The following is a 25,148-nucleotide window of genomic DNA, read 5'->3' as shown; positions in this document are numbered from 1 at the left end:
TCTAAAATCCAGTGACGAAACTGTGATGCTAAAGCTTTTAAATTTCCCCTTTTTAAGATGCTTAGGCTATTTGATCCAGAGTTCATCTTCTTGCATCATTTTTAACATTAAATTAAATATAACCAGCGGAGTAACATTTTTTTTGTTAGAACCGACAACTCTTTGAAAACTAAATTTAACGGTTCGCTCAGGAGCACCCAAATTAACTGGGTAGTTTTGTTTTTCTAAATACAGATGATCTCCTAACATTGGCTCTATACCAGTAATAAAATTAACAATTTGTTGCTCATCACCTTTCATTCGGCATTGAAAATGTAGAAAATTCTTACGCAGTTTTCCAAGTAATAATAATATTTTAAGTGCCTTAAACATGTTCTTTTCTTTCAGTGCATCTTGCTGCCTATCATCTTTATAATGAAAATCAAGGAGAGGAATTATTTCATCTTGACGAGTCAGTTTTTTAGCCTTTTCGTAAAGTTCATCAAACCAACTCTCTTCTAAATTCTTACTATAAACATAATTCGTTTTTAAATTAAATTTTTGGCGATCCATCCATTTATTGCTCATCCATTGACATCGTTGCATCCATTCTTGAGCTTGAGTATCTTCGCTTAAACGACCTTCTCTAAAACTTATCAAACGTTGAAAAGGTGTCAGAGTACTCTTCTCTATACTAAACTTCTTTTCTTGTCGGCCAGCCATCGTAACTGGCTGTGTTTGCTGATAAGAATTAAACCATTTCTGCTGCTGAGTATAACGATTTAGGTTTATATAGTCTGTACTTGACTTCACTGGACTAAAACACTGTTCTAATACTTTTTTTGAAATGATACACGGCGAATTATAAATTCGATCGACTGCTAATAAATCCAAAACATGAAGGTAATTTGAAGCCGTTTGCTCAATACTGCTATGCCCCATCCAAGAGGCGAGCACCTGCCATTTATGTTGAATAATCTCTTCTTGAGCACGTGCTTTCATACCAAACAATAAATCCCTCATCTTTTTTGCTTTTACCCAAGGACAATCTGTGTAGGTCTTGATCATTTCTTTTGAACCGAGCAAAGTTATTGCTAGATAGTTAGCAGCACTGTGGCGTAATGTATGAAAACTAAAACCATGATGCATACCTAATATTTGACTAAACAAATCTACTGTAATTTTGCTGATACATTGATCAGTTAATACACGATGATTCACACTAAAAAGTAGATCATCCTGCTGATTAACCAAATATTGCTCATAACGATGTTGTATGTAACGTTGTACTACTAAAAACTCATGTTCTGACAATGCAATTTTCAAAGGTATTTGACGATTTGCACTTTGCGTTTTCAGACGGCGATATGAATTGTTCTGAATATGAAGCGTGATATTATTAAAAGCTGTATTTTCTTTTTCTTTACAAAGTAACTCTGGGCAAATAATATCTTGTATTTTAAGACAACGAACTTCATTTAATCGGAGTCCAGTTCTATAACTCAGTAAATACATCAGCTTTAAACAACTCAGATGATCGACCCACTCTGATGCCGTTGGCTCTTGACTTAAATGTTCTAGTTTTTCCAATAGCTTGCCAAATAACAAAGGGCTTACTAGGCGTGCATTGCAAATTTGTAAATGCTTAAAACTTGAATTCTGTAACACCAATACCTCTGGTGCATCAAAATTCTCTATACAAAATTGATGAAAATCTTTTAGGCGACCAAAACGGTATTCTGCTGTTTGGTGCATCTTACGAGAGGTTTTTCCTTTAACAGCTTCACGTTGAGTTGCTTGTGCATCTCGTTCACTGCTATATTTCAACAACTGTCGATATAAATCTTCATAATCATCAATGGATTGTTGCTTTAAATCTAATTTATTGAGCCAAATCTCAAATATAAATTCTTTACCAAACGATCCTAAGTAGCTTTCAATAGTTGATAATTGAAGCCCTCGTTTTTTTAAATGCATTAACCATTCAATTAAGCGTAGTTGAGCATCAATTAAAGACTTTTCCTCCGTATTAGCATCAACTATCTTCTCCTCTAACACCCTTCTGGTTTCTTGCCAAAAACGTAGCGTGCGTTCTTCTTTATTCCTCTTTTTATCTAAACGCTCAACTTTTTGACCTTTACGTTTCTTTTGATCAAACAACATCAACTCATACGGAATCGTTTGTAATTTGCTTTGAGCAGTCGGAACTTCCGGATGTAACTGCTCTTGTTCAAAATGAATAGGGCGACTCTCTTGTTCTGTGACTTGATTGTAATCATTATTCCACAGCAATCTAAATTCGGATGGCCTTAAAGCGACAGTATTAATCTCTTGCTGAAGCACATTACTCAAAAATATATCTAGGCTAAGGTTTGGATTAAATTCGAGTACCATTTGCACATCATTAAATGCACGAAATCCACGGCGTTTAATTTGATATTGCAGATCCCCAAGACTTTTTTTCCTGCCTATCTTACTCAAGCTTTCTAAAATACAATCTTCAACTGAATGTTGCAGACGAAATTCTTTCTGAGTGGCTTTCAACTTTTTTAAATATTGTAAAATGAACTGCGCATATGGGTTAAAAAAAACATGTTTCCATTGGTACAACTTTCCCTGTTCTACATCGTTGCCATATTGAGAGTTTTCAACACGATAATGTAGTAACAATGGATTAGTGATCTTTTGATAATCAGAATGGTATAACCGAAAACAATTCAGATCTGTACCAAGCTCAATGGCATCCTGCAATTGTTTCTGAATAGTAATCAAATGCTGTTCATCTGCACAGCCTGAAATATATATAAAACTTAAGCATAAATTTCCCCATAAGTACTTCGGTTCATCCCAATATTCAAATGAATCTTGCCAATACTGCCTTAATTCCTTGACTACCAGAATATGTAGATGCCCGTGTTTTAATCGTGACTCTGTACTCTCAATTTTTCTAGGCAGTACTATCCGTTTCGTATGTGGATTTAGCTTAATTCTGTATGATTTTTTATCTACATTCTGGTTGAATTGCCTCCTTCTTTTATTAAATTCATCTTCAGTAAATTGCATCAGTTTTGATTGTTCGTCTCGGCTCAACTTTTGACTCAAATAATCAACACTATCTTTAATGTCATGCCATTTTTCAGCGATCTGCTGATCAAGTTTTTGCTGCATGTCTTTCGTCAATACTTCAGGTGAAGAAGGCTGTCTATCTAGCGACTTTTTCACCAATTTATGAATATCAACAAATAGATCATCTAGTTGCGGTTTTATTAGTTCTTTGATTTTTTGCATACAACTATTTTCGCTCTAAGTGTTTAATCGATAAAAATTTGACATTATCTTGCAATTGCTGGCGGGCTTGCTGTACATAGACATTCGGAATAAGTGAAGAATGCGGATGAAAAGCCTCTCGGTCACGTTGATCATGACCATAAAGAGCCTGTATTAAATGGAATGCTAAAGCAGTTTTTTCTTCTTTTTTTTCTTCTTTTTCTTCTTTTTCTTCTTTTTCTTCTGCATACATCAAAAAATTCATATCAAAATGACGTAACCAATTCGAATACATATTCTTTGGAAAGATTCCTTCCATATATAAATTTACCCAGTTTCGAGATAAAGGGATTAACTTAATTTTTCTGCTCTGCCACTCTTTGACAGTTATCGGCAAGATATCTTTACTATCAATGAACTTGCCAAAAAGATCATTTACAGTAATTTTCTTTGCAAAGACTTGTCTAAAAAACGAACCGTACGCTTCAATAATTTGTTCTAAAAAGACTGTGTAATTTTGCAGTGTTTTTATGAAAAAATCAGATAATGGGATAAAACGACCATCTTTTCTTGCTTTACTATTTCTTTTATCGTTTACATATAAAAGCTTAAGCTCAACACAATAATCATCCAAATTCCCCAACAGATTTTTTTTAGGCCGACTTGCCAAACTCAACAAGCTGATATGCCACATCCAACATGCGTATGCATTCAGTTGATTAATGATATGTTGATCTTTTTGAACACTTTCCTGACAATGCCTATGTAAAATATCAAATTGCTCTTTCACAAAATTGGGTTCAAGTGCCAGTTGGCTCCCTATCCTTTCTATTGATAATGCAGATTGCACTTTGAATTGTTGTTGCAATATTTTTAGTTCAGCCGTGTCTTCAGTAAAATGTGTGGAATGTGGTGTAAGTGCTTTTTCTAAAAAGGCTAGATATGTGCTACTGAGTTGAGCTTTCGGTAGCCCTCCATAATAGATACCAGGCATGTGATGCTGACTATCCCGCCCAGCAATTACATGAGCTAGATATTCATTATATGTTTCATAATATATATGAAAATATAATTGAGCCTGCAGTTTTTCAACAGTGATCGAACCTACAAACCGATTATCAAGCCAATTCTTAAGTTTTGTATTAATGTCTGTTGAAGAAATTATTGGATTCGATGCTTGTTCTATATAGTCAAACCAAGCAGAAGGTAAATGTAGTTGATGTGTCATCACTTCATTCCATCGCTCATCATTTAAGCTCTTAATCTTCTGCTCTGTAATATTAAGATTTAATTTGAGTAAATATTCGCGACGTCTACTTGAACCATTTTGAATCAACGTACCCTCCTGAATAAGGTCATTAAAATCCATCAGTGCAACGGGTGATAATCCCGTCAATAAAGACAATAAACAGGCAGCAGCGATCGCCGCATTCCTCGGTTGTCCTGATAATTCATCTCTTAGCACATAAACAATTTGCTTCAGTATATCTGGCGCCAAATAATGTGGATTTGTAATAAATGGCGCATGACGGCGTTGGCGATGCCGCGTGTAATACGCAGCATAATCACTAATTAAATGATTAAAATTTTTAGTTTTTTCATCTTCAGAGTATAATTCTACTTCAGTGTCCAATAACTCAATTTCACCATCTTCATCTTTGTAAAGAGAGGCATCATAAAAACTGATCTTTGCGTTATGTCCGATATCTTCATGCTTACCTGATTTTACTTCACGAAATTTTTTGAGTTCATTTTTAGTTGGCCATTCCAAAACTTTGCTTTTTTTTGACTTACGCTGACGATGAACTACACGACGATCATCTAGTCTTTTAAAAATTATTAATAGAGCCGATAAATACTCTATGACTTGTACTTGTTTGAAATCTTTAATATTAAAAAGTTGATTACGATCCTCTTTTTTCAAATTACGTTCGTACGTGACATAGCGATTTAGTAGCTCACTGCATTCTTGAAATAATTCAGCATGATTAGAATCCAGAACATATCGTGATACATAGCGAAAGAGATCACAAACATGTTTTTGCTTATTCTCAGCTTTATCAATCTTTGCAAATTCTTGATACTGCCGATATGTTAAAAAACTCGCTTGCAAAATCAAATAACGTACAGACGACAACTCTTGAGTATTACTAATATTCGGACATGAAAAATAACTCAAAGCAGCCAAAAAAGAATACTTACCGATCTGTCTGGAGCCTGATATATAGCTATAAATTTGTTGTGCTAATTTGTATAGCGCGTAGACTTCTTTATACAAATCATCTGATAGATCGACAAATTGTGTATTCACAACATGATTGCGTAATAAACAATAATCTTTTTGGAATTTTTCTGCTAAATCTAAGAATTGCTCTTCTGTTTCAATCTTTGGCATATTCGCTTTCGCTTAATTTTTTATCAAATTGCATTGGTTAAATTCATTACGATCTGAACAATTTGGTAAAAGTTGATCTTTTATTGAACTCTTTGTCAGCTTAAAAAATCTAGCAAAAAATTTAGCATCCAGCTCTTTCTGAGCTTTTCTCTCAAAGCACAAGTGTTGCTGTGATTTTTCGATAAAATCATCAAGATTATGTATCAACTGTAAGATTGCAACATAATTAGAATGTACACGTAAGCATGGCTCCGTTTGCATTAATAGCAATATTTTTTGCCAAATTTTCACATAGATTATTTTGAACTTTGCTTGTACTACTACTTTCTGGCTCTGTTTAATCTTTTTGATTTTCAGTAGTTCTGAGTTAATTTTTACTATCTTAAATTGAACATTTTGTCGCTCAAAGCAAAAGGGCATGATAAATTGCCCCATAAATATCTCTATATTTTTTACTAAATAGTCAAATTTTAACATTTTTATCGATATAAAAAATGAGCATATCTTTGTATATTAAAATTCATTTAATTTATCAACTAAATTTTCTCAAAATTACAATTATCAACAAATACATATGGTTTACTTATCATGGGTGGTCTAAATTTTAAAAATTCTTCCAATTTTTTTTAGTTTTCTGTTATTACATGAAATAATACCGTTGTATTACATTTCGATATGCTGTGTATGCAGCATTGATCAAAAAGATTCTCTGCTACACTTATTACGTCACGTGTAGCATCAATGGAGTTTAGAAATGCTCAGAACCACTGAACAGAAAAGAAAATATATTCAAGCGACACGTTCGCAAAACTATCAAGCCAGCCTAAAGCTTGAAGGCATTACAACGACAACTCAAACAACTCAAACAACTCAACAGAGTAAAGCTGAAATCTTGCAAAAATATAAGAAGTATTCGCAACCCGAATCTTAGTCAGGTGCATGTATGGATAAATATGGGGAAATGGGTGACAGCCTGTATTGTTACCCTGGCACAAATATCCTAAAAAATAAACTCAATATTCGTGATGAACAAATTTTAGAACAAGCTGAACTGGAACTGTCTGGATTAGCAAGTAGCCTCATTGAATATGCTGAACCACCTTACGACTCACAATACTTAAAATCAATTCATGCGCAGCTCTTTGGCGACTTATACGACTGGGCAGGAAAGTTAAGACAAATCGATATTTCCAAAGGTGACACCCGTTTTTGTAATTTTTCCCTTATTGAAATTGAAACCAATAAATTACTTAAACCATTTCAAGAAAAAAGGTACTTTCAAGGCTTAGCATCACAACAATTGATCCCTCAACTTGCCGACTTGTAATGTGAGCTTAATGTCATACACCCATTCCGTGAAGGCAATGGACGTACACAACGGATTTTCTTTGAGCATCTGATTGCTCATTTTGGTTATGGTATTGATTGGTCTCGCATTGGCTCTCAACAACAATGGATTCAAGCCAATGTTGAAGGTTTTTATGGTAATTTAAATCCATTAATTCAGATTTTTGAAATATGCATTATTCAAAATACCTAAAATTTAAGTAGTCGGGGCCCACAATCCTTAATAAGCCATCATCTTTGCTTCATTCCACTGGTTAATTTCCCCAATAAACCAACAAACACGATTCTTAGAAATCTTAATACTTTTCGGGTAATTTAGGATCGTAATATTCAGATTACTTATCTAGAATTGAATAGATCGTTAACTTAGATAGACTTTTAAGCAATGTAACTTGCCGCATGTTTATCAACATATGTCTCAAAAAAGTCTGCCCATACATAGATTTATGGCGTTTAGTGCTTAAATTTCAGATTAATCTTCGTCTGATGACCAGAATGGATGTTACAGATTACATGCAGGTGAATTGCTCTGTGGCTGTATCATGGCTTTTGTGTAATCCAATCCATTTGATCCAAATGTTCTCTTTTGCAATAAAGCAGCCTCTTCTGCTTTTCCTGCACCAACGAACTATGTCATTGATTTGATTCAATCGACAACAGTGATGCTGAATCAAATCTCCAAAGAAGGGATTAAATGCAAGAAATGTGGTAATAAAAATAGGGGATGGAAGTTATTACCCATCTAATTGGAACCAGCCCATGAGTCGAGATCAGTTGAATAAGTATCATTTTAAGTATAAGAGAAGGATGGCTCACCTCACTTCTCCGAATAACAACGCTATGCTTTTCAATCCAAGTTAGATATTGGCAACTACATTTCATTCTTCATCATGCTAGTCTTATAGCATGTAGACAATTACTACATCATTTGCATTCAATGCTCAATACAGCCTGTCAGCAGAACCGCAGCGATACTTTTTTCCGTGCATACATGTAGTTTTTAAATCCATTCATTTTTCAATGATCCCCTGCCGTTTATCACATTTATGGTCGATCTTTAACCTTGTGAAAAATGCACATACCGATCCCTTCAAACTGTCAAATTTATGTATACATGACATTTAAAGAAAATTATCTGATCAATTTTTTTAGGTAAAATTTCTTAAGAAAAAATTTATTATTATTCATAACATCACTAACAGCCACATAAAAACAATAATTTAATAAATTATTCTTCCATTTTTTTTATATTTAGTGTTATTACAACGGTTGGGGTGAAACTTGGCTGGGGGGAACGCTGATTAGTTCAACTGCCGCTAACAATGGTAGACCCAACATTGCTTTTGAATATAGCCCAGAAGCAATACAGCGAGGTGTTGAGCTCTCTTCTTACTTACTCCCTTTAAAAGGTCTACCATTCAGACAGGGTTTTCCTACTCATCAAATGGGACTCTCAGGTCCAGTCTATGACGCTTTACCAGATGGTTAGGACATGTTGTTGATGGATCGATATTTTCGAAAAATTGGACTGAATCCAGCACGAATCGGCCCTTTGGAATGCCTAACTTATATTGGCACCCATGTAATCGGTGCCCTCTCCTTTGAACCCTGTGTCGCAGAGATACAAACTTCAGAAAATATCCCCCTGCCGCAATTGGCACAGGAGGTCTGAACCGTACCGGGTTTGTCGGAGACTTTTTTATTTAAGTTAGGCCACCTGACCTAACGGGTTAATCTTATCATAGTACATTGCTTCAAACTCAAAAGGCGATACATAACCCAGTGCACTGTGTACACGCTTTTTATTGAACCAATCTACCCAGTTTAGTGTCGCAAGTTGTACATCTGCTAAACCTTGCCAATCTGCTTTTAAATATTCAATCACCTCTGTTTTGTATAAGCCATTCACCGTTTCAGCCAGAGCATTATCGTATGAATCACCAGTTGTACCGACTGATGCTCGTAAATTTGCAGCTTCTAAACGATTGGTATAGCGAATAGAAAGATATTGAACACCTCTATCGGAATGATGAATCACATTCTTAGGCATACCTCGATCGTGCAATGCTTGCTCCAATGCATCGAGCACCATATCTGTATTCATCCGTGTAGATACTTTCCATCCAACAATTGCTCGTGAGAACACATCAATAACAAATGCGGTATATACCCAGCCTGAATGAGTTTGAATATACGGGTGAGTAGACCAAGGGAATTTCACCCTTAGCCCCTCGCAGAACCGGACATGAACCTCTCAGCTCATCCGGCTCCCATTATCCAACCGATGGTAAACATCCCATTTTCCAGTGCACAAAGGCATTTGGAAAATCACGCGCAAGTCGCCCTAAGGCATATCTAGCCCGTCTTTTATGACGGGCCAAGTTTTTATACTTACGCCTCATCCAGCGTATAAGATAAGCATTCATGTGTTGCCAGATCGCTGACATTGCTGAACCATGGAATCGACCATAGTATTGCTGCCAACCTTGAAGAATTGGATTGAATATTGCAGATAAATCACTTAATTCGCGATTACACATCAGATGTAGATGCCATTTCCGAATAGTCTGTCGCATTGCTTTAAGTGCATCACGACTGACTGCAGGAGAGAAATTTACATAAACTCTTTTATACTTGTCCACAGCCTTACGGGGCCTAAACGTGTACCCGAGAAAAGTAAATTGAACATCGGGATATGCTTTACGACGATTAATATCTTGGCAATAAACAATCTTTGTCTTGTCTGGATGCAATTCGAGACCACATTCACGAAATCGTGCATCGATCTTTTGTAAAACAAGTTTGGCTTGAGATAAACTCCGACAATGAATTACGCCATCATCTGCATAACGGCAGAACCGTACACTTTGAAGATGTTTCGTAATCCACATATCAAAAGCATAATGCATAAATAAATTCGCCAATAAAGGACTCACAACACCACCTTGTGGTGTGCCGCGATTCCTTTCTAAAAGATGGCCATTTATGTGTTGCATTGGTGCTTTTAACCAACGTTGCACATATAAAAGAATCCATGGAATTTCACAGTGTTTCTTGAGTGCACGCATGAGTAAATCATGGTCGATGTTATCAAAGAGACCTTTGATATCAAATTCCACAACCCAGTCATAATCCCAACTTCGTCTCCTCACTATCGCAATTGCATCATGGGCAGAACGCCCCGGACGATATCCATATGAGTTTGGATGAAATGATGGATCAATTTTCGGCTCTAATAAGAGCTTAACTGCTGTTTGCGCGACTCGATCTGCAACTGTTGGAATACCTAGTATACGCACGCCACCTGACTTCTTTGGAATCGGAACAGCCTTAACTGGCGGTGGAAAATAACTGCCAGAACAAAGTCGATTCCATAGTTTGTATAGGTTGTTCTTTAAATGCTTTTCGAATTGCTCAATAGATTCATGATCAACGCCTGGAGCGCCACCATTCTCTTTGACTTTTTTAAATGCCTCCCAGATTAACGCTTTAGGAATATTAAATGGTTTGGTCATAAAGTTTTGCTCCTCCTGCTTGCACAGTTGACAAATCCGTAGACCTGGATAATGCAACCCCTTCGCTCCATTACCATTACAGTAACTTCAACACTACTACGAGTTGCTCCGCCCCTTGGTGACGCATTGCTATTATCAGCCTTGCCTTTTGAGCTTGTGCCTTTCGCTTGACATCGCCACCGAAGGTTCCCGCAGTTCAACGTAAGAGCCTGAATTAGGATCGCGCTGCCTCTACGCCGGACACCGAATGGCCCGTAAGCAGGTAACGGCCAAACTAATCGCGGGGTAACTTCCATCCCCGGTTTTGATGTCATTTGAGTACTTTCGACACTTGAACGGCAGTTCACTGTTGTTCGCCTTCCTAATTCTTACCTGACATCTCTACGATGCCTTTTCCATAACGCTCACGACCGGGACTTTTGATCCAAGCCGCTTATGGTGGTTTGCTACCTGCTCCTGCAAGCCGATAGCGAGGGGCCATACCCTCATCTCTTACGCCGCTTGCTGCGGCACACTAAAGTCACCCACCCATAGTTGGTTTGGATGATCAGCATTAAAATTACGTTTCACTAAATCATCTGCCCGTTTTTGGTCATCTCGGTTACGAGTAGTTTGTTTATTCTTACCACGCCAAACACCTTGTATACCTAGCTTTTGCATCAATCGAGCAACTGTACAACGTGCAATAACATAACCCTCACGTTTCAATTTTTGCCAAACTTTACGTACACCATATCGACCTGAACTTTCTTTCCAAATACGTTTGATTTGCTCTGCATGATGTAAATCATGCAGAGCACGTTTCGCTCGATGTTCTGGGTTATCAACGAGATCTAAAGCCCGATAATAGGTCGAAGCTGCAATCGGTAAAATTCTACAAATCGCTTCAACACCATATCGATCTTTATTGTTATGGATAAAATCCACCATTATTTGTGTGGGCGGTCGAGCTCCGCCTGGGCGAAAAAAGCGGCTGCTTTACGTAGAATCTCATTGGCGCGTTGCAGTTCTTTATTTTCGCGTTCGAGTTGTTTGATACGTTCTTGGTCTGAAAGCTGCTGTACTTTAACTGGATTTTGTTTATCTAAATATTTTTGATACCAAACACGTAGTGTTTCAGGAGTACAACCGATTTTAGGAGCAATAGCTGTGATTGCTGCCCAAGTAGAAGGATAATCTTTTTCAGATTCAATTAGTAATTGAACCGCTCTTTCTCTGATTTCAGGGGTATATTTTAATTTTGTCATCGGGATAGTCTCTCAGAATATTGACTCTCCGACAAACCTGGTACGGTTCAGTCCAAGAAGTCCTCAAAGGAGAAGGTAGCGAATTTTTACAACATTTGCTGGTCATGGGGGACTCCCCCCAAGGTGCCAGACCCAAAGCATTGGTTTATCGAGATCCTGTCAATTTAGAGTTTTCGACTCAAGCTTCTAATCAACATGAAGCCTGGCTGATTAAGTTTCCTGCTCAGCACGAGCACCCTGAAGTCTGCGCCATTAAAGCCGTCTATGCAGATTGTTTGCGACTTTGTGCAATCGAGACTCCAGACAACCATTTTTTAATTTGCCCAATGGTTTAATGGCTTTTGCTTCTAAACGATTCGACCGTCAAAATGGCATGCGGATTCCAATGCAGAGTTTGGCTGCATATACTGGAGCAGACTATAAAGTTCCAGGTAGCCTAGACTATCGCAGTTTTCTTCGGGAAACCTTGATGTGTACGCAAGATGTGCGACAAAGACTGCATGCCTTTAAACGTGCTGTGTTTAATGTACTTTTCAATAATCGGGATGACCATACCAAGAACTTTTCTTTTCTCATGGCAAAAAATGGTCAATGGAAATTGGCTCCAGCCTATGATGTGACCTTCTGTGAAGGTCCAGGTGGTTATCATCAAATGGACATTATGGGAGAAGCGCTCAATATTTCCCAAAATGACATACATAAACTCGGTACTTCAGAAGCGAATCTGACTACTCTAGAAGTCGATGAGATCATCTTGGCCATGCGTGAAATTGCACTTCAATTTAGTCAAATTGCGCAGCGCCTGTATCCCCATCAAATTTGAGAATCTACCCTAGAGATGATTCAATCACGAATTCAACAAAATATTGATTTTTTTAACTGAAACCTAAGCGTAAATATAAACTAAGCGCCAACCATCAACTTATAGTTAGTCGCTACATAATCTGTAGAACCTGTGAATTAGCTCGCTTTATAATCACGAATATTAGATGGATCACCACCAAGATATGTTCTGCAAACGTGAAATCACTACATCCAGATCGAAAATCACTAAGAAAAAACTGTCACCAAAAAAAGGGCTGCACTATGGATAGATGCAGACCAAACTCTGGATAACTACCAACACGAGAAATATGTCGCAATTTTGCATAGACATGAATTTGATAAAATCAGCCCAGAAAGCCAGAAATTCATAAAAACTATTTCATCAATCCTCTATAACTTAATCACGTTCATGGTCGATCTTAAATCTTGCGAAAAGTACTCATGCTGACCTAGCCAAACTGTAAAACTCATGTATTCATAGCCTTTAAATGAATATTTCAATCGGTATATTTAAGGTAAAAACTAGTAATCAGAAGTTATTATCATCCCCATATAAAACAAGCATCAAATTAAAAACAATAACTTAGTGAATTATTCTTCCATTTTTTTTATATTTAGTGTTATTACATTGTGTGGCTTCCTAAATATAGCGCGGACTTAAATCCTATAGATGAACGATATATCGTGCAAGGTGGTCACGAGTAAAAATGATTCGCAATAAATTTAGAGTTAAAGATATTGATAAATTGTTTAAAGATTACTGTAATGATTTATTTAGTATTTAGCTATAGTTCTTCCAGCTCACAAATCTCAGGCTATTGCGTACAACATGTACGATACACAGCTAGATGTCATTATGAGGGTAGACAGGACTATATCGGTAGGTTTGTGCAACAAAGCCATTCCGCAGTATAATTCCTTGATGAATAAACCTGCACCCAAAATCTTTCGTACAACTAATTGGTCCACATATAAGCGCGCCTTAATTAATCGAGGCAATATTTCCATTTGGTTTGATCCTTTGACTCAATGGTATGCTCATCCATAAGCAAAACATGGACGAAATCAAACTTACTCCTATACGGCTATTCAATGCTGCTTAATGATCAAATCTTTATTTAAATTGTCTTTGCGTATGGTCACAGGCTTTGTCCAAAGTCTGATTAAGCATTGTGGCTGAGCAGCCCCGAATATCAGTGATATTCGTACTTCACACTGTGCAGAAGACAAAGGCATATCGATGTTGCAATTGGCTATCAAAAAAGTAGTGGAGGTCTCCGTCTACTCGTAGACTCTACTGGCCTAAAGTTTTTAGGTGAAGGTGAATGGAAGCGTAAGAAACATGGACCTGAATATCGCCGCAAATGGCGTAAGCTTCATAATAGTATCGATGCTAAAACCCTTCAAATACGTGCTGTACAACTCACCGCAAATAATGTCAGTGATTCACAGGTACTGGAAGACTTACTTGCTCAAATCCCTTTAGATGAACAAATCGATTCTGTCTATACAGAGATGGTGCTTATGACAAAAAACGATGCCGTCAGGTCATTGCAGATCGGCAAGCGTATGCAGTGATTCCACCTAGAAAAAATGCAAAGCCCTGGAAAGATATAAAAGCTCATTCACGAGAGCGAAATGAACTCCTTCGAACGGTTAAACGTTTGGGCAGGACACTCTGTAAAAAATGGTCAGGCTATCATCGGCGAAGTCTGGTTGAAACCAAGATGCATTGCATTAAATTATTAGGCGATAAACTCTGCTCAAGGAATTTTGATAGTCAAGTGAATGAGATTCATGCACGCGTAGCTGTCTTTAATAAATTCACCTCTGTACACGACAAATTTCACAGAACCCTTATCCTATCAGGGTTCTGCCTTCTTAAAATTGCCAAAATTTCCTTAAACTCTTCTTTTTTCCCAAAACCAATTAAACGCTGAATCGCCATTTGAACATAGTCTAAACCATAGCGAAATAAACTCATTGAGAGTCGTCCATGCTTCTTTATTTTTATCACTTTTTTTTGATCATGTTGCCATTCACCCGTTAAGTAACACCAACAGAAGCTTATAGCTAACACCGCAATCAATTTTTTCACTCGTCTAGGGTCTGTCAAGCGCGTATTTTCAAGATTAAACCCGCGTCCTTTGAGACAACTGAATAAGGTTTCAATTTCCCAGCGTAATGCATAATCCTGAATAGCATTGGCATTAAACTGAGGAGAAACGACGAGTAAAAGCTCTCCATTTTCTAACTGTAGTGCACTTATATATAGTTTCACCCGACCAACCAAAATCCGTCGTTTACGACATTCAATTTGACCAACTTTAAGATGGCGAAATAAATCACTAATTTTATGATTCTTTCCTAAATGATTGGTGACAATGAAGTTTTTTTAACACGAATGCAGAAGTTGATGTCTTGTTCAATTAACCATGTAAACCACTGCTCACCGATAAACTCTCTGTCTGCGAACACATTCACAATACGGTCTTTACCAAAAATGGCTATAAAGCGTTGAATCAAAGCAATACGCTCTTTCGTATCTGAATTTCCACGTTTATTAAGCAATGTCCAAAGGATAGGTATCGCTATTCCACGATAAACGATTGCGAGCATCAGGATATTAATATTTCGTTTTCCCCATTTCCAATTGGTTCTATCTAAAGTCAGTTGCACTTGGTCGAATGAAAACATATTGAAAATCAACTGAGAAATTTGACGATAATCAAAATACTGACCTGCAAAGAAGCGCTGCATACGTCGATAAAATGATTGTGGTAAGCACTTGATGGGCAAGGCTTTAGATGCAGAAGAAAGATTACATGTTTGCTTTAAAATAATCACAAGCATGATGAGCGCAAAGCACTTTAAATGTGACTTGTTCCATTTTAGATATTTGTTTAAGATAAGATATAACTCATTGAGATGTGTCATAGTATTCGTCGTTAGAAAACAATTATTATGACATTATTTCAATGAGTTATCTATTTTTGTCGTGTACAGAGTAAATTCACAGAATTAGGTCGCCCTCATACCCAAGTTGTCACTTAAATATGAGTAGGTATGGGAGATTTTATTTTTAAATATTTGTGCAACAAAGCCGTTTTTAACCAAACCTAGTACACTGGTTTACTGACCTTGTACATATTTTCCGGTACGCTTGGCATAGCCATTTAAAATTAGAGTGTGATCATGATCTGCAGTTATCACAATCAAGGTATTTTTTAATTCAGGGTCACTTTGTTGAAGTTTTTTAATGGTTGCATCCAAAGCCTCATTTAGGGCAATCGTATCCTGTAATGCACGCTTAGCATTAGTGTCATGTAAAGCATGGTCTATACGCCCACCTTCAACCATCAGGAAAAAACCATTTTTATTTTGGGTTAGAATGTCCAAAGCGGCCAACGTCATTTGCTTTAAGCTAGGTTCAGGCAAGTTTTTTTTGGTTCGATTTAAGTCATAACTTAAATTGCTAGTATTAAACAAACCCAATAATTTTTCGTTCTTTCCTAACTTCATCTGGGAGAGTTGAGTTTGATCATAGACTATTCGATAGCCTGCTTGTTGCATTTCTGCGATCGAATTACGTTAGTCTATCCGTTCTCCCCCTTGATCTTTCGGCAGAAATTGACGCTTACCCCCGCCTAGAATCACATCAACCCCATCTTTTAATTTGACGTTATAACGCTGATAAATATCGCCTTGCGAACTTGGTACTAATGGGGATGCTATGTCATTTTCAGCATCACGATGACAAATATGGGCATAAGTCGATGCTGGTGTAGCATGCGTAATGCGAGTTGTTGTGACTACCCCGGTACCCCAACCTCGTACTTTGGCCAATTCGAGTAAAGTTTGGGTGTCTTGCTTATTCTGATTCTGAGGATTGGTTCCACATTGATGATTTCCGCCCTGATTTAGTTCTACTGCAATTGTTCCAGTCTGCATGGATATCACTTCATTTTTCATTTTTACACCTGTCATATAGGCCCCCATCGATGGTGCGCTATCTGTAACCTGTGCATCTTTTGAGAAAGTACGAACAAATGCTGACCCTGGCAGTTGGCCATCTTCACCAACAGTATAAATTCGTGCAGCTGTTAGTGTCGTGATACCCATTCCATCTCCCAAGAAAAAAACCACACGTTAAGGCTGTTTTGATGGTTGTACTGAAGTAGAAGTTGATTGAACTAAAGCAGGACTTTGACAGCCCGTCAAAATAACTGTGCCCAAACTACAGCATGCCAAACTTATTAATTTTTTATTAAATTTTTTCTTATGCCAAAGCATTGCATCGACTCATCTTAGGATGGTCGAAAAATACGCTTTAAATATTCAATTTACATAACAAATTTATGAAAATATTATTATGACTACTTATATAAATTTTCCTAATTGCAAAAAATAGTGTAGCAACTTACTACACTATTTTTTTTACTTTATTTTTCTAACATTCGTTTTAGGAAAGCTTCTAATTCTTGTAAATTTTGATCATCAAATTGTCCGATTTTTAAAGATACCTTTAATGTATTATGGTCAAATTTGATATTACCAGCAACTTTCCCATCATATTCAATTTTATGTACAATTGAAGTTTGAATTACTTCTTTCGTTTCTCTTGACTTAAAGATTTTTTCAGCTAGTGATGCGAGTTTTGTCTGTTCAACTTCTTTTTTAAGCAATTTTGACCATGCTTCGAATAATGCTTCTTTAGCATTTTCATGGTTTTCATCATGATCTGATAGAAACTTTTTCACTGCTGTAGCAGCGGTCCGTGCTAATAATGAGGGCTGTTTTTCCAAATCTTCAATCAACTCTTCAGGTAATTTTTCAAAAGATAAATATTTATACATATCTTCACGATTCATACCTAATGACTTTGCTAACTTCTGCTTATTTTTTTTTAATTTTTCATCCAAAGAAGTTAATCCAACATATATTTCATAATCTGTCAGATCTTCTCGCTTTAAATTTTCAGCTAATGTTAATAAAGCAACTTCTTCATCCGATGCATCAATAATGATTACTTCAATGGTGTTCTTATTGAGAAATTGGTGGGCTTTCATTCGTCTTTCACCAGCAATCAACTCATATTTATCATTTATTCTACGAACTGCAATTGGTTGTAATAGCCCAATTTCCTCAATTGATGCTGCTAAATCTTCAATATCTTGTTGATTAAAGAGTTTTCGAGGCTGGTTAGGGCTAGCCTGAATATCTGTAATTTGTACATTACGTCTTAACTCTTTGACATCATTAATATGCTCTTTTTGGGCATGTTGATGCTTTTGAGTATTTTGCTGAAGACGTTTAGCCAATATCTCTTTATTACTTACCATAGTATTTCCAGAATTATATTATTTGACACGCTGAACAATTTCTTGTGCTAAAGTTTCAAAAGCTTTTCGAACTTTTGAATTTTTATCAACAGATAATAAAGGTTGTTGCAAAATTGCAGCTTGATTAACTTTAGTGCTCATTGGAATTGTGGTATGCAATAATTCTCCAACTTGATTAAATGCTTCATCTTTTATTAATTTACATACATTCTGACGCTCATCATGTTTAATTAATAAAGCACCTAAGAGTTCTAATTCAGGGTTAACTCTTCTAATTTTACTTAAATGATTAATTAAATCAGTAACACCATAGAGACCGTATTGTGAACCAGATTCGATTGGAACAATAACATGTGTCGAAGCCGCTAAAGCATTGCTGGTTAATAATTTTAAGCTCGGAGGGCAATCAATAAGAATGTAGTCATATAATCCTTCTAGAATTTCCAATTTATTTGAAAGTTCCTCGGTTGGTCTTGGTGCATCATCTTTCAATTGATCTTCAGTTTTACCAAGAGTTAATGAGCCATATATTAATGAAACATTTTTAAATTTTGTTTCTTCTTCTAATGCTTCCGATAATAGACTTATATCACCAATAAGTAATTCAGCTGATGTAGTTTCAACTTCGCTAGGATGTCTTAATCCTATATGTAAACTTGCATTTGCTTGTGGATCCAGATCAATTACTAAGACCTTATTTCCTAATTCAGCAAGTTCTGAAGCAAGATGTACTACAGTAGTTGTTTTCCCGCAACCACCTTTATGATTAGCTACAGCAATGATTTTAGTTGACATATTTGTCTTAAGGAATTTACTTTGATTTCATTTAATATAAAGATATTTGTAGCAACTTGCTACAGTTCATTTGTCATATTTTTATCTTTTGAATTCAAAAGATGTAGCAAAAACATTTCTTAACTTTTTTTAAAAATATAGCTAGCTAATTTTAATTAGTATTAATTAGTATTAATTAGTTAATTATAATTAGACAAATTTTATTTGTTTAAAAACAAATAGATAGAATTTTAAAAGTGGAAGGCGTGTCACTAATAAGTGGAAGGCCTGTCATTGATAAGTGGAAGGACTGTCACCGATAAGTGGAAGGTTTGTCACTAATGAGTGGAAGGTATGTCACCAATAAGTGGAAGGTATGTCACTATGGTGGAAGACTTGTCATTGTGATTTATTTTAAGGTGGTTTTTTTAATTTAAAACAATACAATTCAACTGCTTGTGATGTTGATAAGTTTGTTTTTATTGAAATAAAGGTGGAAGACTTGTCATTAGATGTTTTTTATTCTGTGGATAAACTATTTGTATAAAATTTAATTGATAATATGATGTTTGATAGTCAAGAATATCGGAATGGTGGAAGGCTTGTCACTTTAATAGTGGAAAATTTGTTTATTAATTCCACTTTAGTGGTGCTGTAGGGTATTCCTACTTTCAAATTGATTGCTTTAGCGACACGGATGAATTATCAAAGGTGGAAGAATCGTCACTTAAAAGTGTTTAATTTTATATTTATTCCACCATAAGGCTGAATAGTATCAAAATTGCACTTTAATAGTGACACTTCTTCCACTCTTAAGGTGTTTGATGGGCATAAACTGAGTTAATTTAATGTAAGGAAGAGAAAATAGTGAGCGGTTTGCATCTTCTTCCACTTTTGTGTATAACATGTAGAAAATATTTTAATCTTTCCACTCATGAGCAATCACAACGAACCAGAAGAATTAGAACATCTACCTTATTGTATTGGTAATATTCGACATAATGGAGTAGTCAGCACTAGTAACCGTCTGATTAGACCAATTGAATTATCATCTAATGAGTATAAAGCTCTACTTTATGCAATGGCTGTTGCGAATTATGGTGAGAAGAATAATCAAGATCGTGAAATTACAGAGCAAACTTATATTTATTTGCATAAAGATGATTTAGGCGAACTATTAGGATTAGATAAGAAGAATTCCATTAATGTTGCTATTGATCGTATTTATAAAGAATTATCATCACGAGTAGCTCATTTTGTAATTGAAGAGTCCGTGGATGATAATAAGCGTAAAGTTAAAAAAGTACACTCAGTAGTACCAATTATTCGTGAACTCCGTTGGGAAGATGATGCTAAAAATGCTTTGCAGATACGTTTCACCAGTGAAGTACTTCCATATTTTACTCGTTTAGCAAATGGAAATTTTACAACCTATCAATTGAAAGATTTATTTGCTTTGGACTCTGTAACCAGTATGAGTTTGTATTCATACTTTATCAAAAATGAATTTAAGTATGCTAATCAAGATTCTTATGAGGTTGAACTTTCACTTGAGAATATCAAAGCATTAATTGATATTGGGGAGAAAAAATACGATCGTTGGGTTGATTTTAGACGATACGTTTTAGACAAAATTATTGAAGAAATTAATGAAAGGACTAGTCTTCAATTAGAATACGATACCATCAAGAAAGGTCGACCTATTGTCGGAGTTCGATTTAAAATTCTTAATAGGCATGCCACTGAAGTTGTTGTATCTAATACTAATGATAAGACTCAAATCTATTTAGATGTCAATTTTGATGATAATGCGCTTGTTAAAGAATTAGGTGCGAAGTTCGATATGACTGTAAGGTCTTGGTATATATATGCAAACGACCCAAATTATAAACAGTTTAGTAAGTGGTTTAAGACAGAAGGGTGCTTAACTGAATCTCAAGCAAATGTGATAGTTAATGATATTATGTTCCAAATGGATTTTGCTGTAGCTGGCAGTTCAATGAGTGAATTTAAGAAAGAAATGAAATATAAATTAAAAAATAATCCAAATTTTGTAAAAGAAAATAGAAAACGATTGAATGAAATATTTGGAAAAGACGTTATATGACTGTGTAGCAACTTGCTACACTTTTTACTATAAGGTGTAAAATAAGCTTGATATCAGTTTAGGTTATATTTTGATAGCTAATTAATAGACCTATGAACTCATAATCCGTTGGTCGACAGTTCAAGTCTGTCTGGGCCCACCACATTCAACCTCGTAAGCCTTTGGTTTATGGGGTTTTTTGTTGCCTGAAGATTCTAGACCACCGGATTTTCATAGACCATATGTGGTCCATTTGTTCGATAATCCGATGGGCTAAACTCAAATATCAGAAAATACATTGCCCGTTTTCATTTCACTATATTCTCACTTTCGATGTGAGTATCGTAATTGGTGAATAAAAAACGATCATAAAGATTAATCATCAAGTTTCGCTATGAGCAGAGAAATGAGTTTTAGTGTGGGGATGGGGAATTTATGCTTACCTGATCTTAGCCCGATGATATAGGGCTAAAACCAGTTTTGGTTGGGGAGTTTGCTTAGATATGTATATTGTTCAAGGGCCAATGGAAACTACAGCCCAGTGTAGAACTTATCGATGAACTGTCTGGTTTTGACCACTAGCGTATTCATGAGCGTTTTACGCTCTGAAATTTTGGGGCGAGTAATAGGTAGATCAGTCACATCTTCACGACTTGGCAGACGTTTGGTGTATTCATATTTACCGATCACTTGTTTGAACACTTCAGGCTTGATTGCTTCTTTTTGACAAAGCTCATCAATCGCTCGTTCCTTTTCTACATCCCAAAATTGTGCAAAGGCTTCTTCTACACTTTGACCAGTGATCATGCGTGGAATATTTTCATCCAGAAACTTTTGGATCAGTTCCTGTTTGTCGTACAGCGTATGATTATTTTCCAGTAGATCTTGCACCTGTGCTCGATATTTTTGCTTTTGTTTCTGATCGGTGTTGTTGACTGCAGATTGCAGTAAATTCAGGATATAGCCGACATTGATTGTATCTTTGTGAATGAGTTCCAGTTGGAAGTTCACATCATTCAGTACAGAAACTTTGTCTTTCGGTTGTACGACACGAGTATTGGTATAGAGGTACTTATATTGTGAGGTATGCTTCTGAAATTCAGCCTTGTTTAAGTCTGTGTCATCCTGGTCGTATTCAACAAAGTTTTCCAGTTGTGCATTGATCCGCATGACTTCACGGAAAGCCTTCACATACTGCAATTGCTGCTCTTCTGTGGGTAGTTCCAGCACCTTGTCTGGGTCAGGGGCAATCTTAAGTAATTCAGCTACAGCAGCATTGTATTTTTCCTTGATGCTTTCAAAGCTTGGAATCAATACAATTTTCTCTGCTTCAGCCTTGTTGGAAAACAGTGCTAGGGCTTTATCCGTAGCTTGTTTCAGATTACGGAAGCAGACAATGTTACCAAATGGCTTATCTGCATTCAGGATGCGATTGGTGCGTGAAAATGCTTGAATCAGACCATGATATTTGAGGTTCTTATCCACATATAGGGTATTCAAAGTCTTTGAGTCAAAACCTGTCAGGAACATATTCACGACCAAGAGGATATCGATTTCTTTTTTGCGTACCCGATTGGCAATATCTCGGTAATAGGCATAAAACTCATCACCTGAGTTAAAATTCTGTCCAAATTGAGCATTATATTTCGCAATATAGCCATCGAGCTTGTCACGATTGGATTGACTGATTCTTGTTGGAATATCAGCAGATTCTTCATCAATCAAACCATTACTATCTTCAACTTTGAGTTCTTCATTGGCTGCAAAGGAGAATATAGTTGCCACAGTGAGAGGCTTAAAGATTCGGCCTTGGTCTTCTGCCTCTTGTTGCTTCTGGTGCTGTACTTTTTCAAATAGCGCATAATATTGATTCAGTACATCGACTGAACTTACACAGAACATAGCAGTGAAGTTCTGGTTCTTGGTTTTTATGTGGTGATTGTCGACAATATAGCGAGTGATCATCTCCAGACGTTCTGGATTGTCAAACAGTTCTTTGGTGTCTATACCTTCAACATCTTCTTCATAATTGTGACTGGTTTCGATACCGTTTGCAGTGTACTTACCTAGGTAGCTAATCTGGAAGGGTAATACATTGCCATCACGGATTGCATCGGTAATCACATATTTATGCAGGCATTCATCAAATAGGGCATTGGTGGTCACAGCCTTGGAATCAATTTTAAGTTGGCTGTTTGTTTCAAAAATAGGTGTGCCAGTAAAGCCAAACATTTGTGCATGGTTGAAAAAGCGTTTGATATTACGATGCGTATCACCAAATTGACTACGATGACATTCATCAAAAATAATCACGACTTTCTTGTCTTTCAGATAGGCAATTTTATCTGCATAGCGATCCGAACTAATCGCAATATTGAGCTTCTGCAAGGTCGTTACAATGAGCTTGTCATGTTTCTGACCCAATTGATTGACCAGAGTATTGGTATTCTTGGTGGTATCAACACTATCCTTTTTGAAAGCATTGAACTCTCGCACTGTTTGCGTGTCCAGATCACTACGATCCACGACAAATAGCACTTTTTCGACTTCAGGCAAGCGCATGATCAATTGACTGGCTTTGAATGAAGTTAATGTTTTACCTGAACCTGTAGTATGCCAAATATAGCCGTGAGTTTGGGCTGTTTGTACACGTTGAATAATTTGCTGTACTGCATAAATCTGGTAGGGGCGAAGTACCATTAAGCGCTTTTCTGCCTCCAGAATCACCATGTATTCAGTCAGCATCTGAGTAATATGCGAGTGGTTCAGAAAGGTATCTGCAAAAGCATCGATTTTGTGGACATGTTTGTTGTCAAAGTTTGCCCAAGGAAAGGTAAATTCGAAGTTATTTGTCCCTGTGGCATAGTAATGCGTATGGTCACGATTACTGATCACAAAAAGCTGAATATAGTTGAATAACCCTGTGCCACTGCCATAGGCTGCTTTGGCATAGCGCTGCGTTTGATTGAATGCTTCAGGGAGTTCTACGCCAGCACGTTTCAGTTCAATTTGAACTAATGGTAGGCCATTAATCAGCAGGGTAACGTCAAAGCGACTGGTATGCCCATTGATACTGGAATGATCAATCGCAATTTGATGTGTTACTTGGTAAATGTTCTTACTTGCATCCGAGAACAGGAAGTCAATATGTCGTGTTGAACCATCGTCAAAGGTCACTGGAAAGCGATGACGTAGCACTTTGGCACAATTGAAGCTATTACCAGCTTTCAGATGATTGAGAATCTGTCCCCATTCATTTTCAGACAGTACAGAAAGCCCATTGGCTTGCTCAATCTGGGTTTTGAGATTGATCAGGAGCTGCTTTTCATCTTTTACATCAACTTGACGATAGCCTAAGGTCTTTAAGTGCTGAATCAATTCACTTTCAAGTTGTTCTTCGCTTTGTACTGACATTTACCGCTTTACCCTCACAATTTCATTTATTCTTGAATTACACGCTCAACTTGGTTTTGTTGCCATGTTTCATAAGTCAGATGGTTGGTCGAATCTTTCCATTCTTTACGACCATTACATGCTCTTCCCAAGATGACGGCACCTGCTGCTGATGGACTGGAAAATAAATAGTCTTGATTGAACGTATAAGTATTTGGATCAATGATGTTATTTTCAAACAACTGTGGTCGAAGGTTCTTCATGTAGTTGTGTGTAGGTTGACTGACATCTCTACGTACTTGGGAACCTTTGAGTACATAGAATTCACCATCAATGATTTTTGCTTTGGCTTGAATGTCTCTAGCGGATAGGTAGAAATCTGCTTCTATGTTGGAGGTATCCACTGAAGCAGGAGCAATACTGTGTACTTTTGGCTGTTCACTTGGATATTTCATTTCCTTGAGGAATGTATATCCAAGGGCAGGAAGAACCACTTGTATTTGTTCCAGAAAGTATTCCATATCCGCTGTATCTGATTCAGGTAGGCGGTTGTAGAGGTGTGCTGTGCCATTTTTGAGTAGGCATTGTCCGCTACGCTTCGCAATATCGATCAAGCGACTCTCAAGATACTTAATATGGGTCTTGGTGATGTTCTGGTCTTTACCTGTGACCAGACATACTTTTTCCCAGAAGTCCTTTCCACCTGCTTCTTCGGTACGGTTATGCTGTTTCAAGCGGTTAGCGACATCATCTGATTCACCAATATAGACGCTTGGTAATGAGTCTTCGGGATCTTGACCCACAAGGAAATAGATACCTGTTCTGGCACATTCTTCTCGTTGGATGAGATCCAAGAGTTTAGTGCGTGGTGCTGAAAGAACATGACCTGTCCAGTTGATAATTTCAGCCGTCAGGATGCCATTAATCGAACCATCCACCAAAAACAGCTTGATACTTTTTCCGTGGGTCATTGTTTTC

Annotated in this window: 12 protein-coding genes, 8 pseudogenes and 1 other annotated feature; of the genes and pseudogenes, 7 read left to right on the top strand and 13 right to left on the bottom strand. The window is 36.8% G+C overall.

Features of this window, described 5'->3' with window-relative positions; all coding sequences use genetic code 11:
- Window positions 1-66 precede the first annotated feature (66 nt).
- Genes AC4CUZ_RS19050 through AC4CUZ_RS19040 form a run of 3 tightly spaced genes read right to left on the bottom strand, consistent with a single transcriptional unit; the run spans window position 67 to window position 6,118 of the window.
- A complete protein-coding gene (locus AC4CUZ_RS19050; RefSeq protein ID WP_490748104.1) occupies window positions 67-3,267 on the bottom strand; it encodes a tyrosine-type recombinase/integrase in 3,201 nt (1,066 codons plus the stop codon).
- 4 nt (window positions 3,268-3,271) lie between these two features.
- A complete protein-coding gene (locus tag AC4CUZ_RS19045) occupies window positions 3,272-5,641 on the bottom strand; it encodes a hypothetical protein (protein WP_490748103.1) in 2,370 nt (789 codons plus the stop codon).
- Between the two features lie 12 nt (window positions 5,642-5,653).
- The gene (locus tag AC4CUZ_RS19040; protein WP_000911011.1) at window positions 5,654-6,118 is read right to left on the bottom strand and encodes a hypothetical protein; all 465 of its coding nucleotides are present in this window, start codon (window positions 6,116-6,118) and stop codon (window positions 5,654-5,656) included.
- 277 nt (window positions 6,119-6,395) lie between these two features.
- On the opposite strand from AC4CUZ_RS19040, the gene AC4CUZ_RS19035 reads away from it, so the two are divergent.
- Together AC4CUZ_RS19035 and AC4CUZ_RS19030 are read left to right on the top strand one after the other, a co-directional pair.
- Window positions 6,396-6,572 carry a YhfG family protein gene (locus tag AC4CUZ_RS19035; RefSeq protein WP_490748102.1) on the top strand — a complete coding sequence of 59 codons (177 nt, stop codon included), beginning with the start codon at window positions 6,396-6,398 and terminating at the stop codon, window positions 6,570-6,572.
- Between the two features lie 12 nt (window positions 6,573-6,584).
- Window positions 6,585-7,181: pseudogene (locus tag AC4CUZ_RS19030) on the top strand (putative adenosine monophosphate-protein transferase Fic).
- Window positions 7,182-7,208: 27 nt separating this feature from the next.
- Here the strand turns inward: AC4CUZ_RS19030 and AC4CUZ_RS19025 are convergent.
- The gene (locus AC4CUZ_RS19025; protein ID WP_419350460.1) at window positions 7,209-7,310 is read right to left on the bottom strand and encodes an AlpA family phage regulatory protein; all 102 of its coding nucleotides are present in this window, start codon (window positions 7,308-7,310) and stop codon (window positions 7,209-7,211) included.
- Between the two features lie 220 nt (window positions 7,311-7,530).
- Here AC4CUZ_RS19025 and AC4CUZ_RS19020 point away from each other — a divergent pair.
- Window positions 7,531-7,783 (top strand): annotated as a pseudogene (locus AC4CUZ_RS19020) (hypothetical protein); the annotation flags it as partial.
- A 490-nt stretch (window positions 7,784-8,273) separates the two neighbouring features.
- Window positions 8,274-8,657, top strand: a pseudogene (locus AC4CUZ_RS19015) (HipA N-terminal domain-containing protein); the annotation flags it as partial.
- Window positions 8,658-8,696: 39 nt separating this feature from the next.
- Here the strand turns inward: AC4CUZ_RS19015 and AC4CUZ_RS19010 are convergent.
- From AC4CUZ_RS19010 to AC4CUZ_RS19000, 3 genes and pseudogenes are all read right to left on the bottom strand, one after another.
- Window positions 8,697-9,182: pseudogene (locus tag AC4CUZ_RS19010) on the bottom strand (IS3 family transposase); the annotation flags it as partial.
- A 79-nt stretch (window positions 9,183-9,261) separates the two neighbouring features.
- Window positions 9,262-10,503, bottom strand: coding sequence for a group II intron reverse transcriptase/maturase (ltrA, locus tag AC4CUZ_RS19005; RefSeq protein WP_490747823.1), 1,242 nt, complete (start codon window positions 10,501-10,503; stop codon window positions 9,262-9,264).
- 504 nt (window positions 10,504-11,007) lie between these two features.
- Window positions 11,008-11,750 (bottom strand): annotated as a pseudogene (locus tag AC4CUZ_RS19000) (IS3 family transposase); the annotation flags it as partial.
- Window positions 11,359-11,475, bottom strand: a sequence feature (AL1L pseudoknot). (Overlaps the previous pseudogene by 117 nt.)
- Before the next feature lie 50 nt (window positions 11,751-11,800).
- Here AC4CUZ_RS19000 and AC4CUZ_RS18995 point away from each other — a divergent pair.
- Window positions 11,801-12,640 (top strand): annotated as a pseudogene (locus AC4CUZ_RS18995) (type II toxin-antitoxin system HipA family toxin); the annotation flags it as partial.
- Window positions 12,641-13,497: 857 nt separating this feature from the next.
- Window positions 13,498-14,410, top strand: a pseudogene (locus AC4CUZ_RS18990) (IS5 family transposase); the annotation flags it as partial.
- 11 nt (window positions 14,411-14,421) lie between these two features.
- Here the strand turns inward: AC4CUZ_RS18990 and AC4CUZ_RS18985 are convergent.
- The 4 genes and pseudogenes from AC4CUZ_RS18985 to AC4CUZ_RS18970 form a co-directional block, all read right to left on the bottom strand.
- Window positions 14,422-15,512 (bottom strand): IS4-like element ISAba1 family transposase gene (locus AC4CUZ_RS18985; RefSeq protein WP_088631513.1). Its coding sequence is split into 2 segments (ribosomal slippage): window positions 14,422-14,972 and window positions 14,972-15,512, totalling 1,092 coding nucleotides; the frame shifts between segments, so codons are not numbered across the junction.
- A gap of 198 nt (window positions 15,513-15,710) precedes the next feature.
- A pseudogene (locus AC4CUZ_RS18980) lies at window positions 15,711-16,721 on the bottom strand (alkaline phosphatase); the annotation flags it as partial.
- Window positions 16,722-17,017: 296 nt separating this feature from the next.
- Window positions 17,018-17,917: a ParB/RepB/Spo0J family partition protein gene (locus AC4CUZ_RS18975; protein WP_000254416.1), complete on the bottom strand. Its 900-nt coding sequence runs from the start codon at window positions 17,915-17,917 to the stop codon at window positions 17,018-17,020.
- Window positions 17,918-17,935: 18 nt separating this feature from the next.
- Window positions 17,936-18,712, bottom strand: coding sequence for a ParA family protein (locus tag AC4CUZ_RS18970; RefSeq protein ID WP_004637171.1), 777 nt, complete (start codon window positions 18,710-18,712; stop codon window positions 17,936-17,938).
- A gap of 913 nt (window positions 18,713-19,625) precedes the next feature.
- Here AC4CUZ_RS18970 and AC4CUZ_RS18965 point away from each other — a divergent pair.
- Window positions 19,626-20,798, top strand: a complete 1,173-nt coding sequence (locus AC4CUZ_RS18965; RefSeq protein WP_034700330.1) for a replication initiation protein — start codon at window positions 19,626-19,628, stop codon at window positions 20,796-20,798.
- A gap of 510 nt (window positions 20,799-21,308) precedes the next feature.
- Here AC4CUZ_RS18965 and AC4CUZ_RS18960 read toward each other — a convergent pair.
- Complete coding sequence (locus AC4CUZ_RS18960) at window positions 21,309-24,191, bottom strand: type I restriction endonuclease subunit R (protein ID WP_490748101.1); 2,883 nt, start codon at window positions 24,189-24,191, stop codon at window positions 21,309-21,311.
- A gap of 26 nt (window positions 24,192-24,217) precedes the next feature.
- Window positions 24,218-25,141 carry a GIY-YIG nuclease family protein gene (locus AC4CUZ_RS18955; RefSeq protein WP_034704644.1) on the bottom strand — a complete coding sequence of 308 codons (924 nt, stop codon included), beginning with the start codon at window positions 25,139-25,141 and terminating at the stop codon, window positions 24,218-24,220.
- Window positions 25,142-25,148 lie beyond the last annotated feature (7 nt).

Source organism: Acinetobacter sp. 789_lipA (assembly GCF_058242845.1).
The sequence above is the reverse complement of the archived record's forward strand: the minus strand, read 5'-3'. Positions and strand labels throughout refer to the sequence as shown.